The sequence below is a fragment of the uncultured Intestinimonas sp. genome (assembly GCF_944387245.1).
GTDB lineage: Bacteria > Bacillota > Clostridia > Oscillospirales > Oscillospiraceae > Intestinimonas.
Genome location: NZ_CALXEE010000019.1, coordinates 16738 through 32705 on the forward strand (window position 1 = coordinate 16738; position 15968 = coordinate 32705).

At 63.8% G+C, this 15968-nt stretch carries 14 protein-coding genes and 1 riboswitch; of the genes, 12 read left to right on the forward strand and 2 right to left on the reverse strand.

Going from position 1 to position 15968, the window contains the following annotated elements; translation table 11 throughout:
• The first annotated feature begins 71 nt into the window (after positions 1 to 71).
• The 11 genes from Q0K15_RS04320 to Q0K15_RS04370 all read left to right on the forward strand — a co-directional run bounded on the left by Q0K15_RS04320 (position 72) and on the right by Q0K15_RS04370 (position 13686).
• A complete protein-coding gene (locus Q0K15_RS04320; RefSeq protein WP_294512746.1) occupies positions 72 to 1199 on the forward strand; it encodes a hypothetical protein in 1128 nt (375 codons plus the stop codon).
• Positions 1200 to 1356: 157 nt separating this feature from the next.
• A complete protein-coding gene (locus tag Q0K15_RS04325) occupies positions 1357 to 2358 on the forward strand; it encodes a hypothetical protein (RefSeq protein ID WP_294512749.1) in 1002 nt (333 codons plus the stop codon).
• A gap of 63 nt (positions 2359 to 2421) precedes the next feature.
• A complete protein-coding gene (locus Q0K15_RS04330; protein ID WP_294512752.1) occupies positions 2422 to 3852 on the forward strand; it encodes a DNA mismatch repair protein MutS in 1431 nt (476 codons plus the stop codon).
• A 60-nt stretch (positions 3853 to 3912) separates the two neighbouring features.
• A riboswitch (Lysine riboswitch) is annotated at positions 3913 to 4089 on the forward strand.
• A gap of 147 nt (positions 4090 to 4236) precedes the next feature.
• Positions 4237 to 4623 carry a hotdog fold domain-containing protein gene (locus tag Q0K15_RS04335; RefSeq protein ID WP_130850820.1) on the forward strand — a complete coding sequence of 129 codons (387 nt, stop codon included), beginning with the start codon at positions 4237 to 4239 and terminating at the stop codon, positions 4621 to 4623.
• An 83-nt stretch (positions 4624 to 4706) separates the two neighbouring features.
• Positions 4707 to 5525, forward strand: coding sequence for a 3-keto-5-aminohexanoate cleavage protein (locus Q0K15_RS04340; protein WP_294512755.1), 819 nt, complete (start codon positions 4707 to 4709; stop codon positions 5523 to 5525).
• 333 nt (positions 5526 to 5858) lie between these two features.
• The gene (locus Q0K15_RS04345; RefSeq protein ID WP_294512757.1) at positions 5859 to 6899 is read left to right on the forward strand and encodes an L-erythro-3,5-diaminohexanoate dehydrogenase; all 1041 of its coding nucleotides are present in this window, start codon (positions 5859 to 5861) and stop codon (positions 6897 to 6899) included.
• A 369-nt stretch (positions 6900 to 7268) separates the two neighbouring features.
• A complete protein-coding gene (ablA, locus tag Q0K15_RS04350) occupies positions 7269 to 8540 on the forward strand; it encodes a lysine 2,3-aminomutase (RefSeq protein WP_294512761.1) in 1272 nt (423 codons plus the stop codon).
• Between the two features lie 150 nt (positions 8541 to 8690).
• Positions 8691 to 10250 carry a lysine 5,6-aminomutase subunit alpha gene (locus Q0K15_RS04355; protein ID WP_294512780.1) on the forward strand — a complete coding sequence of 520 codons (1560 nt, stop codon included), beginning with the start codon at positions 8691 to 8693 and terminating at the stop codon, positions 10248 to 10250.
• Positions 10250 to 11041 (forward strand): OAM dimerization domain-containing protein, encoded by a 792-nt coding sequence (locus Q0K15_RS04360; RefSeq protein WP_294512763.1) that lies wholly within the window; start codon positions 10250 to 10252, stop codon positions 11039 to 11041. The genes Q0K15_RS04355 and Q0K15_RS04360 overlap by 1 nt, the downstream gene beginning before the upstream one ends.
• Before the next feature lie 184 nt (positions 11042 to 11225).
• Positions 11226 to 12749: a 4Fe-4S dicluster domain-containing protein gene (locus Q0K15_RS04365; protein WP_294512765.1), complete on the forward strand. Its 1524-nt coding sequence runs from the start codon at positions 11226 to 11228 to the stop codon at positions 12747 to 12749.
• Positions 12750 to 12840: 91 nt separating this feature from the next.
• Entirely contained in the window at positions 12841 to 13686 is an 846-nt protein-coding gene (locus Q0K15_RS04370; protein ID WP_294512767.1) for a hypothetical protein, read from the forward strand.
• A gap of 47 nt (positions 13687 to 13733) precedes the next feature.
• Here Q0K15_RS04370 and Q0K15_RS04375 read toward each other — a convergent pair whose 3' ends face one another.
• Both Q0K15_RS04375 and Q0K15_RS04380 read right to left on the reverse strand, forming a co-directional pair.
• On the reverse strand, positions 13734 to 13943 hold the full coding sequence (locus Q0K15_RS04375; RefSeq protein ID WP_130849319.1) for a hypothetical protein: 210 nt from the start codon (positions 13941 to 13943) through the stop codon (positions 13734 to 13736).
• A gap of 61 nt (positions 13944 to 14004) precedes the next feature.
• Positions 14005 to 15186 (reverse strand): nucleoside recognition domain-containing protein, encoded by a 1182-nt coding sequence (locus Q0K15_RS04380; RefSeq protein WP_294512771.1) that lies wholly within the window; start codon positions 15184 to 15186, stop codon positions 14005 to 14007.
• Between the two features lie 76 nt (positions 15187 to 15262).
• Here Q0K15_RS04380 and Q0K15_RS04385 point away from each other — a divergent pair, with 76 nt between their 5' ends.
• Positions 15263 to 15829 (forward strand): YgjP-like metallopeptidase domain-containing protein, encoded by a 567-nt coding sequence (locus Q0K15_RS04385; protein ID WP_294512774.1) that lies wholly within the window; start codon positions 15263 to 15265, stop codon positions 15827 to 15829.
• The last annotated feature ends 139 nt before the right edge of the window (positions 15830 to 15968 follow it).

Here is a 15968-nt window from a genome sequence, read left to right on the forward strand (position 1 = left end):
CAAGGGTATGCTGCACCGGTGGCGGCAGCGCGGCATACCCTGAGTTAGAAACGGTATTGGGAGGTAAGACCATGACAACGGAACCAAAGGTCCGATATTACCTTGGAGCCAATTCCCCCAGCGGCTTTTATTCCCTCTATGACCAGCTCCTGGACCCAGGGGAGGCGGAGGAGCTGCTGATTCTGAAGGGGGGTGCCGGCTGTGGCAAATCCACCCTTATGGGGCAGGTGGCTGCCCGGGCAGAGGAGCAAGGGCTCCGGGTAGAGTACATACGCTGTTCCGGGGACCCGGACTCCCTGGACGCCATCATCCTGCCCGACCGCCACGCCGCCATCGTGGACGGCACGGCCCCCCATGTGGTGGAGCCCAAACTGCCCGGGGCGGTGGAGCGGTATGTGAATCTGGGCGCCTGCTATGACCACGAGGGCCTCAAGAAGGTCCGCGGGGAGCTGGAGCAGGCCATGAAGGGCTACAAGGGCTGCTACGCCCGGGCCTACCGTTGCCTGCGGGCGGCGGCCGAGATCACCGCCGACCGCACCGCCCTCATCCAGACCCCGGAGCTGGAGGAGAGGATTGCCAAACGGGCCAAGGGCATCCTGTCCCGGGAGTGCCGCCGGGGCGGAGAGGGGGAGGGAAAGGTGCGCCAACGCTTCCTCTCCGCCGTTACCCACCAGGGCTTCCTGGTGGAATTCGGCACCGTGGAGCGCCAGTGCCGGCGGGTCTATGAACTGGTGGACACTTACGGTCTCAGCCACCTGCTCCTCACCCACATCCTCTCCGGCGCCGTGGCGGCGGGCTGGGACGTGATCGCCTGCCCCTCGCCCCTGGCACCCGACCGGTTGGAGCACCTCATCCTGCCCCAGCTCTCCCTGGCCTTTGTCACCACCGGCGGCGGTACGGCCTACCCCAGGCACCCCTACCGCCGCCTGCGGATGGATGCCATGGTGGACCGGGAGCTGCTGCGGCGCAGCAAGGCCCGGCTCTCCTTCTCCCGGAAGGTGTCGGTGGCTCTGGTGGAGGAGGCGGTGTCCTCCCTGGCCCAGGCAAAGGCCATGCACGACGACCTGGAGGGCATCTACAATCCCTATGTGGACTTTGGCCGGGTCCGCGCCGCGGCGGAGTGGGCCGCCCGGGAAGTGCTGGGAAATGAGGCTGAGCACGGTGCGGAAGAGACGAGCACAGCGGATCGGCAGGAATAAAATAGCTGAGCATGCTCATACCCGGCGGCCCGTTTCTGGGCCGCCGGGCGCCGCTGTGTATGGGCATTGACATTTCCCTCCGGGCCCCCCATAATGGAAACAGAATGGGAAAAGCGGGAAGCAAAGATCGGCAGTGAGACGACAAGGAGGGAACGCCATGACGCCGATGCTCGCCCCCCTGGTGGGGGACGCGCCTACCGTCACGTTTATCGGACTGTGTAAGAACGCTGGCAAAACCACCGCCATGTGCCGACTCATCGAGGAGTTGTCGGGGGAGACCCTGGCTATGACCTCGGTGGGGCGGGATGGCGAGCGCACCGATGTGGTCACCGGCACCGAGAAGCCGGAGATCTGGGCCCGCTCCGGGACCCTGTTTGCCACCGCCCGGGGGATGCTCCCCCTGTGCGACACCACCCTGCGGGTGGAGGGGGTCACTGATGTGATGACCCCGCTGGGGGCGGTGGGGATCTTCCGCGCCCTCAGCGACGGCTATATCCAGCTGGCCGGACCCTCGGCAGTGAATCAGCTGGGACCGCTGTCCCAGACCTTCCGGGCCCTGGGCGCCCAGCGGGTCCTCATAGACGGGGCGGCGGGGCGCAAGTCCCTGGCCGGCGCCGAGGCGGGGGCCACTGCCGTTTTGTGTGTTGGCGCCTCCGTGGACGGCGGCATCCCCTTCATCGCCGCGGAGACCGCCCACATCTGCCAGCTCTTCGCCGCGCCGGAGGCGGAGGACCCTGTTCTCCACGCCGCTCTGGACGGGGAAGTGGGGCGCTATGCCCTCTTCAGCCCTACGGGGGAGCGGCTGCCGCTGGAGCTGGAGCCCAGCGGCCAGCCGGCGTGGCATGCCCTGCCCCGGGAGCACTGCGTGCTGTGGATCGGCGGCGGCATCACCGGGCCGCTGCTGCGCACCCTGGCCCGGCGGGGAGCCCCCCTCACCGTGGCCGCTCCCGACGCCACCCACTTCCTCTGCGACCGGGGCTCTGCCGAGACCTTTTACCGCTGCGGCGGTTCCCTGATGGTGGCCCGTCGTCTGCGCATTGCTGCCGTCACTGCCAACCCCTGGTCGGCCTACGGCAAGCATCTGGATGGCCCCGCCCTGCTGGCGGCCCTCCGGGAGGCAGTGGATGTGCCCGTGGTGGACGTGCGGCAGGAAGCATAAGGTCCTATCGAATGGTTTTGTGGCTCCGGACGATCGGAGCAGCATATCGACGAGGTGAAACGAATGAAACTCAACGCGCAGCTCAAAGAGGATACGGGCTACAGCTGGGTCATGGCCAGGATGGAGCCCGCCTCGCCCTTTGGCCATGCTCTGGTGCGCACCCCCCGGTGGTACGGTCCGGGGGAGGAGGCGCAGCTGGAGGAGGAGCTCTCCCGGGTGGAGGCCCTCCGCACCCTGCTGGACAGCGGGGAGGTGGCTCTGGACAGCATCACCCACATTCTCTCGGAGTTCCACGACATCCGCAATTCCCTCAAGCGGCCCACCAACGCCCCCATGGACGAGGTGGAGCTCTTCGAGGTCAAGCATTTTCTCATCCACCTGGAGCGGCTGGCCCAGGTCTACGCCTCCATCCCGGCCCTGGAGGGGCTGGAGATCCGCCCCATGACCGAGAGCCTGGACCTGCTGGACCCCAGTGGACGGCGGCTGCCCGCCTTTTCGGTGGAGAACGCCTTTGAGCCGGCCCTGGAGCGGGTCCGTGAGGAGAAGGCTCTGGTGGAGGGCCTCCTCCGGCAGACCGAGAAGAAGGGCCGGGACGACCTGATGGCCCGCCGGTCCGAGCTGGTCCGGAAGGAGGACCGGCTGGAGCTGGAGGCCCGGAAGCGGCTGACCATGGCCATCCTGAGGGAACGGGACACCTTCCTGGCGTCCATGGAGGCCATCGGCCGGTTGGACCTGCTGCTGGCCAAGGCCCGGCTGGCCCGGCGGTTTTACTGCTGCCGTCCGGAGATTGTGGACAAGCCGAAAGTGGTGGCTGTGGACATGGTCCACCCCGAGGTGGCCGATCACCTGCAGGAGCGGGGCGGCTCCTTTACCTCCGTGTCCATCACCCTGGAGCGGGGGGCTACCGTTATCACCGGCGCCAATATGGGCGGTAAGAGCGTATCCATGAAGAGCCTGACCCTCAACCTGCTGCTGACCCAGACCGGCTTCTTTGCCTTTGCCGGCAGTTTTTCCGCTCCGCTGTTCGACAGCGTTTCCCTCATCTGCACCGACCGGCAGTCGGTGGAGCAGGGCCTGAGCTCCTTTGGCGCCGAGGTGGCCGCCCTGGGAGAGGTACTGCGGGAGGAGAAGGGGAAGTTCTTCTACATCGCCCTGGACGAATTCGCTCGGGGCACCAACCCCCGGGAGGGCGCTGCCCTGGCCAGGGCTCTGGTGGAGTACCTGGGCCGGCTCAACTGCGTGGCCCTCATGACCACCCACTACGACGGGGTCTCCGACGCCGCCCGCCGGCACTACCGGGTGGCCGGCCTGGGCGCCCTGGATACGGCCGCTATCCGCAAGGATGAGGCGCCCCTGGACCGGCTCTCCCGGCTCATGGATTACCACCTCATCGAGGCTGAGCCCGGGGAGCCCTGTCCGCGGGATGCCCTCAGAGTTTGCAGGCTTTTGGACCTGGACCCGGAGCTCATGGAAATTTTTTCGAAAAATAGTTGACAAAAGAGCTGAGCGTGGTATAATAGGTTTTGTTAAAAGTACCTAAAACAACTGAATAATATGGTGGATAGAGGAGCGGTGCGCCAGGTACCGCCGTGATGCAAAGGGTTGGCAGGCCCGATGCGCGGCGTGAATGGGACCACCGCCGAAGGAACGGGGACGCTGCATGGAACCGTTCCTGCGCCGTGCGCTCAGTGCGTACGGAGTGTCATGACTACATGGTGCGCTATTCGTGTCAGGGGTAACTCTGGCATGAATAGCGTGCCTTTTTTCGTTGTGAAGCGCTGTTCGAGTGCTGCCTTTGGGGCAGCGCCCGCAGCGCTTTGTTTTTTGCTCGGTGAACAAATTCTAAAAATTTGACAGGAGGACATTACCATGGAAGAGATCAAATCCCTGCTTCGACTCCGCATGAGCGCGAAGGATGCCCACTACGGCGGAAACCTGGTGGACGGCGCCCACATGGTCCATCTGTTCGGCGATGTGGCCACGGAGCTGCTCATCATCTGCGACGGCGATGAGGGCCTGTTCTGCGCCTACGACAACGTGGAGTTCCTGGCCCCCGTGTATGCCGGCGACTACATCGAGGCCGAGGGCAAGATCACCAAGATCGGCAACACCTCCCGCAAGATGGAGTTCGAGGCCCGGAAGGTCATCGTTTCCCGCCCCGACATCAACGACTCTGCCGCCGACGTGCTGCCTGAGCCCGTGGTGGTGTGCCGTGCCTCCGGCACCTGTGTGGTGCCCAAGGACAAGCAGCGTAAGACCCGGTAAGACATTTTCCGGACGACGGGTCCGAAACAGAAGGGCGGCTCCCCCGGGGGGCCGAAAGCTAAGTGACAGAAAGGAGCGGTCCCATGGAGAAGCTGATCATCACTGCCGCCATCTGCGGCGCGGAGGTCACAAAAGCCCATAACCCCGCAGTCCCCTATACCGTGGAGGAGATGGTCCGGGAGGCCAAGAGTGCCTTTGAGGCCGGTGCCGCAGTCATCCACGTTCACGTCCGTGAGGATGACGGCACCCCCACCCAGGACCGGGAGCGGTTCCGGGTGGTGCTGGACGCCATCAAGGAGGCCTGCCCCGGCGTCATCCTCATCCCCTCCACCGGCGGCGCCACCGGCATGACCCCGGAGGAGCGCCTCCAGCCCACTGAGCTGTGCCCTGAGATGGCCACGCTGGACTGCGGCACCTGCAACTTCGGCGACGACATCTTCGTCAATGATATGCCCACCATGCGGGCCTTTGGCAAGCGGATGCTGGAAAACCATATCAAGCCTGAGTACGAGTGCTTTGAGATCGGCCATCTGGATACCGTTGTCAGTATGGCGGAGAAGGGCCTGGTGCCCGGTGCTCCCATGCAGTTCAACTTCGTGTTGGGTGTCAGCGGCTGCACCCCCGCCACCGTGGGCAACCTGGACTACCTGGTCAAGCAGATCCCCGCCGGGTCCACCTGGACGGTCACTGGCGTGGGCCGTGGCGCCTGGCCCATGGCCGCCGCCGGCATCATCATGGGCGGCAATGTCCGGGTAGGCTTTGAGGACAACATCTATCTGGAAAAGGGCCACAAGGCCGCCTCCAACGGCGAGCTGGTGGCCAAGGTGGTCCGCCTGGCCAAGGAGCTGGGACGTGAGATCGCCACTCCAGACGAGGCCCGCAAGATCCTGGGCCTGATCTGAGCTAGCCCCTGCCGGGTGAGTCCCGGAGTACATTGATTTGTAGTCCCAGCCGGTGAGGACGCGAAGGGGGACCCGTGTTCCCGCGCCGGCATCCATATTCCAAACCAAACCCAATATACATTTCCCATTCCCAATTTCCAAACCAATACCCAAACCGATCCCAAATTCCCAATTTCCAAACCCCATTCCCAATTCCATTTCCCAAACAAAAAACCAAACCACAAAACCATTCCCATTCCCAAATTCCCAAACCCAAACAAAAGATCCCACAGCAGCCCGCGCCGTCCGGATAGACGGAGGGGTCCCCAAAGCAGAATGTATGGAGGTCAAAACATGCAGAAAAAAGGCAACAAGTACGGTGTCCATCGCGTGATCGAGCCCAAGGGCCTTCTGACCCAGGCTGCCAAGAAGATCGACAACACCATGGAGTGCTGGTCCAACGAGATCCTGTGCGACGTGTCCGCCCTGAACATCGACTCCGCTTCCTTTACTCAGATCTATGAGGCCTGCGGCAAGGACCTGGATAAGACTGAGCAGATGATCCTGGATATCGTGGCTGAGCGCGGCAAAATGCAGAACCCTGTCACTGGTTCCGGCGGCATGTTCATCGGCACCGTCCGCGAGATCGGCGAGGATCTGGTGGGCAAGATCGACCTGAAGGTGGGCGATAAGATCGCCTCCCTGGTCTCCCTGTCCCTGACCCCCCTGAAGATCAACAAAATCAAGGCCATCCACCCCGAGATCGACCGTGTGGACGTAGATGCCCAGGCCATCCTCTTTGAGTCCGGCCTCTACGCCAAACTGCCCGAGGACATGAGCGAGGAGCTGGCTCTGGCTGCCCTGGACGTGGCCGGCGCTCCCGCCCAGACCGCCAAGCTGGTAAAGCCCGGCGACTCCGTTCTCGTGCTGGGCGGCGCCGGCAAGGGCGGTATGATGTGCTGCTACGAGGCCATGAAGCGGGTCGGCCCCACCGGCAACGTGGTGGCCCTGGTCATCTGCCAGGAGGACGCCGACCTTCTGAAGAGCATGAACCTCTGCCACCACGCCATCGTGGGCTCCGCCACTAACCCCGTGGAGGTGCTGGAGAAGTCCCTGGCCGTCAATGACGGCAAGGAGTACGATGTGTCTATTCTCATCGTCAACGTCCCCGCCTGCGAGATGAGCGCCATCCTCCCCGTCCGGGACAACGGCACCGTCTACTGCTTCTCCATGGCCACCGATTTCGCCAAGGCTGCCCTGGGCGCCGAGGGATGCGGCAAGGACGTCACCATGATCATCGGCAATGGCTACACCAAGGACCACGCCGCCATCACCCTGGCCGAGCTTAGGGAGAACCCCCAGCTCAAGGCTTACTTCGAGAAGAAGTATCTGTAAAGCGGCCGACAGGCCTATGGAGCTCGGCCGCCGGCATCTGCCGGCCGCGCCTTCCGGCGCGTCCAAGGGTTTTGCGCAGCAAAACCTTGCCGCAGGGGCAATTCACTTGCCCCGAGGATGTCAGATCTCCGGGGTCCCCGCAATGAAATTGCGCGGGGCGCGCAGGGAGAACCCCCAGCTCAAGGCCTACTTCGAGAAGAAGTACCTGTAAGCGGAACCGGAAGGGGCGGTGCCCTGCCGGGGTTAAGAAAATCGAATGCTTCTGTTCCGGTCCCGGCTCAGAGCGGGACGGGGCCGGATCTTCAGGACGCCCACACCGGGCGCAGGCCGGGCCTGCGGGCCCAATACGACGAAAGGCGGTAACCAACTATGATCTATCAGAACGAATCTCGCCGTAAACAGCTTTTCCCCGATGTCTCCGACGCCGACTGGAACGACTGGCACTGGCAGGTGGCCAACCGGGCCGAGACCCTGGAGGATCTGAAGAAATACATCGCCCTGACCCCCGAGGAGGAGGAGGGCGTCAAGGCCTGCCTGGGCACCCTGCGTATGGCCATTACCCCCTATTACCTCTCCCTCATTGACCCCGATGATCCCTATGATCCCATCCGTAAGCAGGCCATCCCCACCGCCAAGGAGCTCCATCAGTCCTGCGCCGACCTGCTGGACCCCCTCCATGAGGACTCCGACTCCCCGGTGCCCGGCCTGACCCACCGCTATCCCGACCGTGTGCTGCTGCTGACCACCGACCAGTGCTCCATGTACTGCCGTCACTGCACCCGCCGCCGCTTCGCCGGCCAGCACGACACCAGCGTGCCCGTGGAGCAGATCGACAAGTGCATCGAGTACATCCGCAATACCCCCACCGTCCGCGACGTTCTCCTGTCCGGCGGCGACGTGCTGATGATCTCCGACGAGATGCTGGAGTACATCATCTCCCGCCTGCGTGAGATCCCCCACGTGGAGATCGTCCGTCTGGGCTCCCGCACTCCCGTGGTGTGCCCCCAGCGCATCACCCCCGAGCTGTGCAACATGCTCAAGAAGTATCACCCCATCTGGCTCAACACCCACTTCAACCACCCCAAGGAGATCACCAAGGAGGCCGCCGAGGCCTGCGCCCGTCTGGCCGACGCCGGTGTGCCTCTGGGCAACCAGTCTGTGCTGCTGGCCGGCGTGAACGACTGTGTCCACACCATGAAGAAGCTGGTCCAGATGCTGGTCCAGATCCGGGTGCGCCCCTACTACATCTACCAGTGCGACCTGTCCATGGGCCTGGAGCACTTCCGTACCCCCGTCTCCAAGGGCATTGAGATCATCGAGGCCCTCCGCGGCCACACCTCCGGCTACTGCGTGCCCACCTTCGTGGTGGATGCCCCCGGCGGCGGTGGCAAGACCCCCGTTATGCCCCAGTATGTCATCTCCCAGACGCCTCATAAGGTCATCCTCCGCAACTATGAGGGCGTCATCACCACCTACACCGAGCCCGAGCACTACGAGGAGACCTGCCAGTGCGAGTACTGCAAGGCCGAGCGCGAGGGCAAGCGGAAGGTGGAGCTCATGGGTGTGGCCGGTCTGGAGCGCGGCCAGGCGCTGTCCATGGAGCCCGCCAACCTGGAGCGCCACAAGAGAGAGATGCACTGATCCTTTGTCCCCCTAACGGGACGAGAGACCGGACGCGGACCTCAGACGGTGAGACCGCCGGTCCATACCCGGGCCCGACGACGGGCCCGGGGCGTCCCCTCTCTCGTCTCGTTCCCTTTTCCCAAATACATGGAATGGAAGTGATATGTGTTGGAATCCAAGCTCAATCTGAACTTTGACCTTGTGGAGCAGGCCCGTAACCATGCTTCCAAGGTGGCCGACGATACCCAGCGTTTCATCGACCGGCACACCACTGTGGCCGTGGAGCGCACCGTGTGCCGTCTGTTGGGCATCGACGGCGTCAACAGCTTCGACGTGCCCCTGCCCAACGTGGTGGTGGAGCACCTGACCGCCAAGGGTGCCCTGGCCCAGGGCGCCGCCTTCTGGATCGGCAACGCCATGGTGGAGACCGGCAAGGACCCCCAGGCCATCGCCCAGGCCGTCGCCGACGGCTCTCTGGACCTGACCGCCCTGCCCGTCCACTCCGACGCCGACATCGACAAGGCCCTTGACCCCGTGGTCCAGGATGCCCTGAAGAAGATCGCCGCCCGCCGCAACCGCCGCGAGGAGTTGCTGGCCAAGTATGGCGACAAGCAGGGCCCCTGGCTCTACCTCATCGTGGCTACCGGCAACATCTATGAGGACATCGTTCAGGCCACCGCCGCCGCCCGCCAGGGCGCCGACGTCATCGCCGTCATCCGTACCACCGGCCAGTCCCTGCTGGACTACGTGCCTTACGGCGCCACCACCGAGGGCTTCGGCGGCACCTACGCCACCCAGGAGAATTTCCGCCTCATGCGCGAGGCCCTGGACAAGGTGGGCGAGGAGCTGGGCCACTACATCCGCCTGTGCAACTACTGCTCCGGCCTGTGCATGCCCGAAATCGCCGCTATGGGCGCCTTCGAAGGCCTGGACGTGATGCTCAATGACGCCCTCTACGGCATCCTCTTCCGTGACATCAACATGCAGCGCACCCTGGTGGACCAGTCCTTCTCCCGCGCCATCAACGCCTACGCCGGCGTGGTCATCAACACCGGTGAGGATAACTACCTCACCACCGCCGACGCCGTGGAGGAGGCCCACACCGTGCTGGCCTCCCAGTTCCTCAACGAGCAGTTCGCCCTCCGTGCTGGCCTCCCCGAGGAGCAGATGGGTCTGGGACATGCTTTTGAGATCGACCCGGACGTGGAGAACGGCTTCCTCTACGAGCTGGCTCAGGCCGAGATGGCCCGGGAGATTTTCCCCAACGCCCCCCTGAAGTACATGCCTCCCACCAAGTTCATGACCGGCAACATCTTCCGCGGCCACGTGCAGGACGCCCTCTTCAACATCGTCACCATCCTCACCGGCCAGAAGATCCACCTGCTGGGCATGATGACCGAGGCCATCCACACCCCCTTCCTTTCCGACCGCTTCCTGGCCATCCAGAACGCCCAGTACATCTTCCGCACCATGCAGGACCTGGGCTCCGAGCTGGTCTTCAAGGAGGGCGGCATCATGCAGCACCGGGCCAACGACGTCCTCACCAAGGCCAACGACCTGCTGGCCGAGATCGAGCGTGTGGGCATCTTTGAGACGCTGGAGAAGGGCATTTTCGCCGACATCAAGCGTCCCCGTGACGGCGGCAAGGGCCTGGACGGCGTGTTCCAGAAGGCCCCCGGCTACCGCAATCCCTTCATGGAGCCCATGATGAAAGGAGGCGCTCGCTAATGAGTTCCGGACTGTATCAAATCAGAGATAAAGACCTGGACACCACCCTGGACCTCACCAAGCTGCGCCCCTACGGCGACACCATGAACGACGCCAAGGTCCAGATGTCCTTCACCCTGCCTGTGAAGGACGACGACAAGGGCGCCGCCGCCGCCGTGCAGCTGGCCCAGAAGATGGGTATTGCCGATCCCAACGTGGCCCTGCGCCAGAAGCTGGACGAGAACTTCACCTTCTATGTGGTCTACGGCGCCACCACCCACAGCGTCAACTACAATGAGATCGAGGTCCTCACCGTGGCCGACGAGGCCATGAGTATGGAGGAGACCAACGAGTACATCAAGGAGCACATCGGCCGTAAGCTGGTGGTGGTGGGTGCCTCCACCGGAACCGACGCCCACACCGTGGGCATCGACGCCATCATGAACCGGAAGGGCTTCGCCGGCCACTACGGCCTGGAGCGCTACGAGATGGTGGAGGCCTACAACCTGGGCTCCCAGGTGCCCAACGACGAGTTCCTCCACAAGGCCGAGGAGCTCAATGCCGACATCCTCCTCATCTCTCAGACCGTCACCCAGAAGGACGTCCACATCAAGAACCTCACCGAGTTCATCGAGCTGGCCGAGGCCGAGGGCGTCCGCGACCGGATGGTCCTCTGCTGCGGCGGCGCCCGCATCACCCACGCTCTGGCCAAGGAGCTGGGCTTCGATGCCGGTTTCGGCGCCGGTACCTACGCCGACGACGTCATCACCTTCGCTGCCAAGGAGATCGCCCGCCGTATGGGCCGGGAGTGATCCACGCGCACCTTAATTATATAAGGTAGAAAACAGGCTCCCCGGCCGGCATATGCCGGCCGGGGAGCCTTCGTATGAATGCCGCAGGAAACGGGGCAAGATTTTCGTATTCAGGTGCTTTACAAGAAAAGCGATTTGCGGTATGCTGGTAGTGTCAATTAAAAGTGAAAGGGACGAAGGTTTCATGAGAGGAGTAGAGACCCGGATCCAGGAGATCCGGCATCGGATCTTCCGGGAGGTGGCCCGGATGGCCTACCATACGGAGTGGCCGGTAGACAAGCGGATCGAGGCCCTGCCCTACAAGATCATCCCCGGCGAGGTGGGCAACTTCCGCAACGACGTATTTCTGGAGCGTGCCATCGTGGGTGAGCGCCTGCGGCTGGCCATGGGACTGCCCTGCCGGAGCGCGGCGGAGCATGCCCCCCTTTCCGACAACATCGAGGCGGCGGACCGGCCGGAGACCTACTACACTCCGCCCCTTATCAACGTCATCAAGTTTGCCTGCAACGGCTGCACTGAAAAGCGGGTGCTGGTGACCGAGGGCTGCCAGGGCTGCCTGGCCCACCCCTGCGTGGAGGTCTGTCCCAAGGACGCCATCAAGCTGGACCGCTACAACGGCCGGTCGGTCATCGACCAGGAGAAGTGCATCAAGTGCGGCCGCTGCGCCGACGTGTGCGCCTACCACGCCATCATCACTCAGACACGCCCCTGTGCCACCGCCTGCGGCATGGATGCCATCCACACCGACGCCAACGGCAAGGCCGACATCGACTATGACAAGTGTGTCTCCTGCGGCATGTGCCTGGTGAACTGCCCCTTCGGCGCCATCGCCGATAAGTCCCAGATCTTCCAGGTTATCCGGGCCATCCAGTCCGGCGAGCGGGTCTACGCCGCTGTGGCCCCCGCCTTCGTGGGCCAGTTCGGTCCCAAGGTCACCCCGGGCAAGCTCCGTGCCGCTATGAAGCAGCTGGGCTTTGCCGACGTCTTTGAGGTGGCCATCGGCGCTGACCTGTGCGCCACCCAGGAGGCCGAGGACTTCATCGCCGAGGTGCCGGAAAAGCTGCCCTTTATGGGTACTTCCTGCTGCCCTGCCTGGTCGGTGATGGCCAAGAAGCTCTTCCCCGACCACGCCAACTGCATCTCCATGGCCCTCACCCCCATGACCCTCACCGCCCGGCTTATCAAGCACGAGTATCCCAATGCCAAGGTGGTCTTCATCGGGCCCTGCGCCGCCAAGAAGCTGGAGGCCATGCGCAAGAGCATCCGCAGCGAGGTGGACTTTGTCCTCACCTTTGAGGAGATGGACGGCATCTTTGACGCCAAGCACGTGGACCTGGAGAACATCGAAGAGGACCCCAACGGCGTCAACGACGCCTCCACCGACGGCCGGAACTTCGCCGTCTCCGGCGGTGTGGCCAAGGCCGTGGTGAACGTCATCAAGGACCGTTACCCCGATAAAGAGGTCAAGGTCACCGGTGCCGAGGGCCTGCGGGAGTGCCGCAAGATGCTCCAGGATGCCGTGGCCGGAAAATATCCCGGCTATCTGCTGGAGGGCATGGCCTGTCCCGGCGGCTGTGTGGCCGGCGCCGGCACCATGCAGGCCATCAAGAAGTCCCAGACCATGGTGGGTATCTACGCCAAGCAGGCTGGACATAAGATCGCCAGCCAGACCGAGCACATCAAGGAATTGGACAAGCTGGTGGACTGAGTTCCACACATAAAAGACGGCGGACGCCGACCTGTAAAAGGTGCGTGTCCGCCGTCTTTGTGGTATGATGGGAAGGAGAGGGGGAGGATCTATGGCGATCAGAGAGGACCGGCGGCCCACGCTGGCGTCCTGGCCCAAACGCATCTATGACTGGGAGGAATTACCGGAGCGATTCCGACCGGCCCTGGAGGTGTGGCGGACCCGAGGACTGCCGCCGGGGAATGTGACCTATATCCCAAGAGTTCACCAGTACAAAAAGGGCATGGAGTATGTGACGGCCTGGCTGGGGGAGGAGGTCCTCCTGCTGGCCGGCGGCGAGCAGGGGGTGGAGAGCACTCTTGTCCGGCCCGGGGATGTGGCCCGGATGACCTATACCATCCAGCTCCTCAAATGCTCCGTGGAGGTGTTGCTGGACCGGGGTGGGGAGAGCGTAACGGCGGGCTTTTCCTATAACCGGACCAAGGAGGACCAGCTGTTCCCTGTTTTGAACCTGCTGCTGGGCAGCGCGCCCGACCACCGGCCCCGGACGAGCCACCCTGCCGCCCCGGCCCTGGAGCAGCTTCGGGCGGACAGCTACGCCATGTATAACAACTCCAAGCTCTGCTACCGCTTTGGAGAAAATATCCGGGATAGCCTTTGGGTGCCTGGCCGGAACTACGGCCTACAGACCTTCCGCAAGCAGAAGCCGGAGTATTTTGTGGGGAAAATGGACAGGGGCGTGGTGGCCATCCACACTGATTTCTACGCCCGCCGGACGGTCTATCTCACCTGGGACCGGCTGAAAGCGGCCTCGGTGAAGGAGGCAGACTTCCGGGGGCCAGGACCCCGGCGGCGTCCCGCCATGGTGCTGGAGACCAACCTGGGCACGCCTGTGGCGGTGCCCCTTCTCCCCGGTCAGATGGAGACGGCAAAGACCTTTTCTGCCCGGCTCCTGTGACAAAAAACAGAGGGATCGACATGATCCCTCTGTTTTAACATCAGAAATTACAGTACAAAATCTTCATCCCGCAGCCGGGAGAAGTCCGGGGCGTTGGGCCGGGGCGGCACCCGCTTCAGGGGGTCGTACCGGAAGGCGCGGCAGTGGGAGGCGGCGGGCATGACGCCCTTTTTCAGGCACATGACGGTCTCCTCATCCAAGGGGGCGCAGCGGGTACAGTAGGCGCACCTGGGTTCGATCTTCTTTTCAAACAGCATCACAAAAGGCTCCCCTCTGATCCAATGGGCCGGGCCCGAAAGGAGACCTAGCCAGAGGCCATTATACTACACCTTTGCGCCTTTTTCTACTGGTTTTTCCCACGGCCGCCGCAGCGGCCAGGAAAAAGAGGAGCCACATGATCCAGGCGGCGGCCAGGGAGATGGTGAGGGCGCTGGAGAAATCCACCCCGGCAATGCCCTCCACCTGCTCGGCCAGGTAGGCCGCCACCGGCTCCTCCAGGGGGAAAAACCGCAGCAGCAGCCCGATGAAGAGGGCAGAGAGGCCGCCGTGGAGGAGCTTGCCGCCGATGTAGGTCTTGACGGAGAGGCCGCTGCCACCGATGAAGGAGAGGACCTGGCAGTGGACGGAGAGGCCCGCCCAGCCCAGTAGGAAGGCGGCCATAGACAGCTTTCCCGATGTGGACCCGTCGCCGGTGAGGGTCCACACCCCGCTGGTGAGCTCGATGAAGCCGGTGAGGAGCCGCTCCGCCCACCGGGTGGAAAAGCCCAGGGGGGCGAACAGGGCGCCCAGTATCCCGGCCAGGCCGGGCAGCAGCCCGGAGAGGAACAGCAGCTTGATGACCACCGTGAAAAAGACCACAAAGGCGCAGATGTTCAGGGTGGAGAGAAAGGAATTTTTGATGGCGCCGGTGAAGGCCACGGTGATCCGCTCCGCCTCAAAGGTGGGAGAGGGCCGCCGCTCCCGGCGTTTTCCCTCCCGCTTGTAGAAGCGGAAGAGGAGCCCCACACACACCGAGGCGGCGGCGTGGGCCAGGTAGAGGAGGAGACCCACCCTGCTGCTGGCAAAGACGCCGGCTCCCACCACCCCCAGAATGAAGGCAGGCCCGGAGTTGTTGCAGAAGGCCAGGAGGCGCTCGGCCTCGGTCTTGGTGCACATGCCCTTCTGGTAGAGGGAGAGGGCGGTGCGGGCACCCACAGGGTAGCCCCCCACGAAGCCCAGGGCGAAGGCGGAGGCGCAGGCGCCCGGCACGTTGAAGAGGGGGCGCATGAGCCCCTCCAGAGCCCGGCCGATGTAGCCCGCCAGCCCCAGATCTACCACCAGGGCGGAGAGGACGAAGAAGGGGAAGAGGGAGGGTAAAATTACGTTATAGCACAGCCTCAATCCCTCCCGGGACGCCTCCATGGCCTCCTGGGGCCAAAACATAAGGGCCAGGGTGGCGCACAGCAGCCCCAGCCCCAGACACAGATCCCGCACCCCCTGCCGGGAGAGCAGTTTGGACATGGGACATCACCTCCGCAGAGAAGAGCCTATGCGGAACCGGGGCTGTCCCATGCGAGAAAAAGGAGGACAAAGACCCATGGCGGAGGAACTGCGCCGGGTGGACACCCCTCTGGGGCCCATCGAATACTTCCTGGCGGTGAAGAGCGTCAAAAACATCAATCTCCGCATCCGGGCCGACGGCACGGCGGCGGTGTCGGTGCCCCGGCGGGTGTCCAAAGCCAGGGCCGACGATTTTGTCCGAAGCCGGGCGGCCTGGGTGCTGGGGCACCAGCGCCGGCGCTCGGAGCTGGGAGTGCCCCTGGTCCCGCCGGAGAAGGGGGAGGCCCTGCCGGTGCTGACCGCGGCCCTGGAGCGGGTGTATCCCCTGACAGCCTCTTTGGGGGTGAAAAAGCCGGTGCTGAAGGTCCGGTTCATGACCAGCCGGTGGGGGAGCTGCCACTGGACCAAGGGAATCGTCACCCTCAATACCGCCCTGGCGGCGGTGGAGGAGGGGCTCCAGGACTATGTGGCCCTCCACGAGCTGGTCCACTTCCTCCACCCCAACCACGGCCCGGGGTTCTATACCGTCATGGATGCCCTCATGCCCGACTGGCAGACCCGGCGGAGAGCCCTGCGGCGCTATACTCTGGAAAGACAGTCGTAATGGAAAAGGAACCGCCCACTTTGCCTAGAATGGGAAGGGCGTCCGCTTCTCAGCCGGTCGAAAAAGTAGAAATGCTTCAAAATTTGTGCGAGAGCCTCGCAGAGTTCCGTCATCCGTGGATGACGGAATGAAATGGAAT

Coding starts and splice junctions, on each gene's coding strand:
- Q0K15_RS04385 (WP_294512774.1), top strand. CDS start 15,263: ATGGCGGAGGAACTGCGCCGGGTGGACACCCCTCTGGGGCCCATCGAA.
- Q0K15_RS04375 (WP_130849319.1), bottom strand. CDS start 13,943: ATGCTGTTTGAAAAGAAGATCGAACCCAGGTGCGCCTACTGTACCCGC.
- Q0K15_RS04365 (WP_294512765.1), top strand. CDS start 11,226: ATGAGAGGAGTAGAGACCCGGATCCAGGAGATCCGGCATCGGATCTTC.
- Q0K15_RS04360 (WP_294512763.1), top strand. CDS start 10,250: ATGAGTTCCGGACTGTATCAAATCAGAGATAAAGACCTGGACACCACC.
- Q0K15_RS04345 (WP_294512757.1), top strand. CDS start 5,859: ATGCAGAAAAAAGGCAACAAGTACGGTGTCCATCGCGTGATCGAGCCC.
- Q0K15_RS04325 (WP_294512749.1), top strand. CDS start 1,357: ATGACGCCGATGCTCGCCCCCCTGGTGGGGGACGCGCCTACCGTCACG.
- Q0K15_RS04320 (WP_294512746.1), top strand. CDS start 72: ATGACAACGGAACCAAAGGTCCGATATTACCTTGGAGCCAATTCCCCC.
- Q0K15_RS04370 (WP_294512767.1), top strand. CDS start 12,841: ATGGCGATCAGAGAGGACCGGCGGCCCACGCTGGCGTCCTGGCCCAAA.
- ablA (WP_294512761.1), top strand. CDS start 7,269: ATGATCTATCAGAACGAATCTCGCCGTAAACAGCTTTTCCCCGATGTC.
- Q0K15_RS04330 (WP_294512752.1), top strand. CDS start 2,422: ATGAAACTCAACGCGCAGCTCAAAGAGGATACGGGCTACAGCTGGGTC.
- Q0K15_RS04340 (WP_294512755.1), top strand. CDS start 4,707: ATGGAGAAGCTGATCATCACTGCCGCCATCTGCGGCGCGGAGGTCACA.
- Q0K15_RS04380 (WP_294512771.1), bottom strand. CDS start 15,186: ATGTCCAAACTGCTCTCCCGGCAGGGGGTGCGGGATCTGTGTCTGGGG.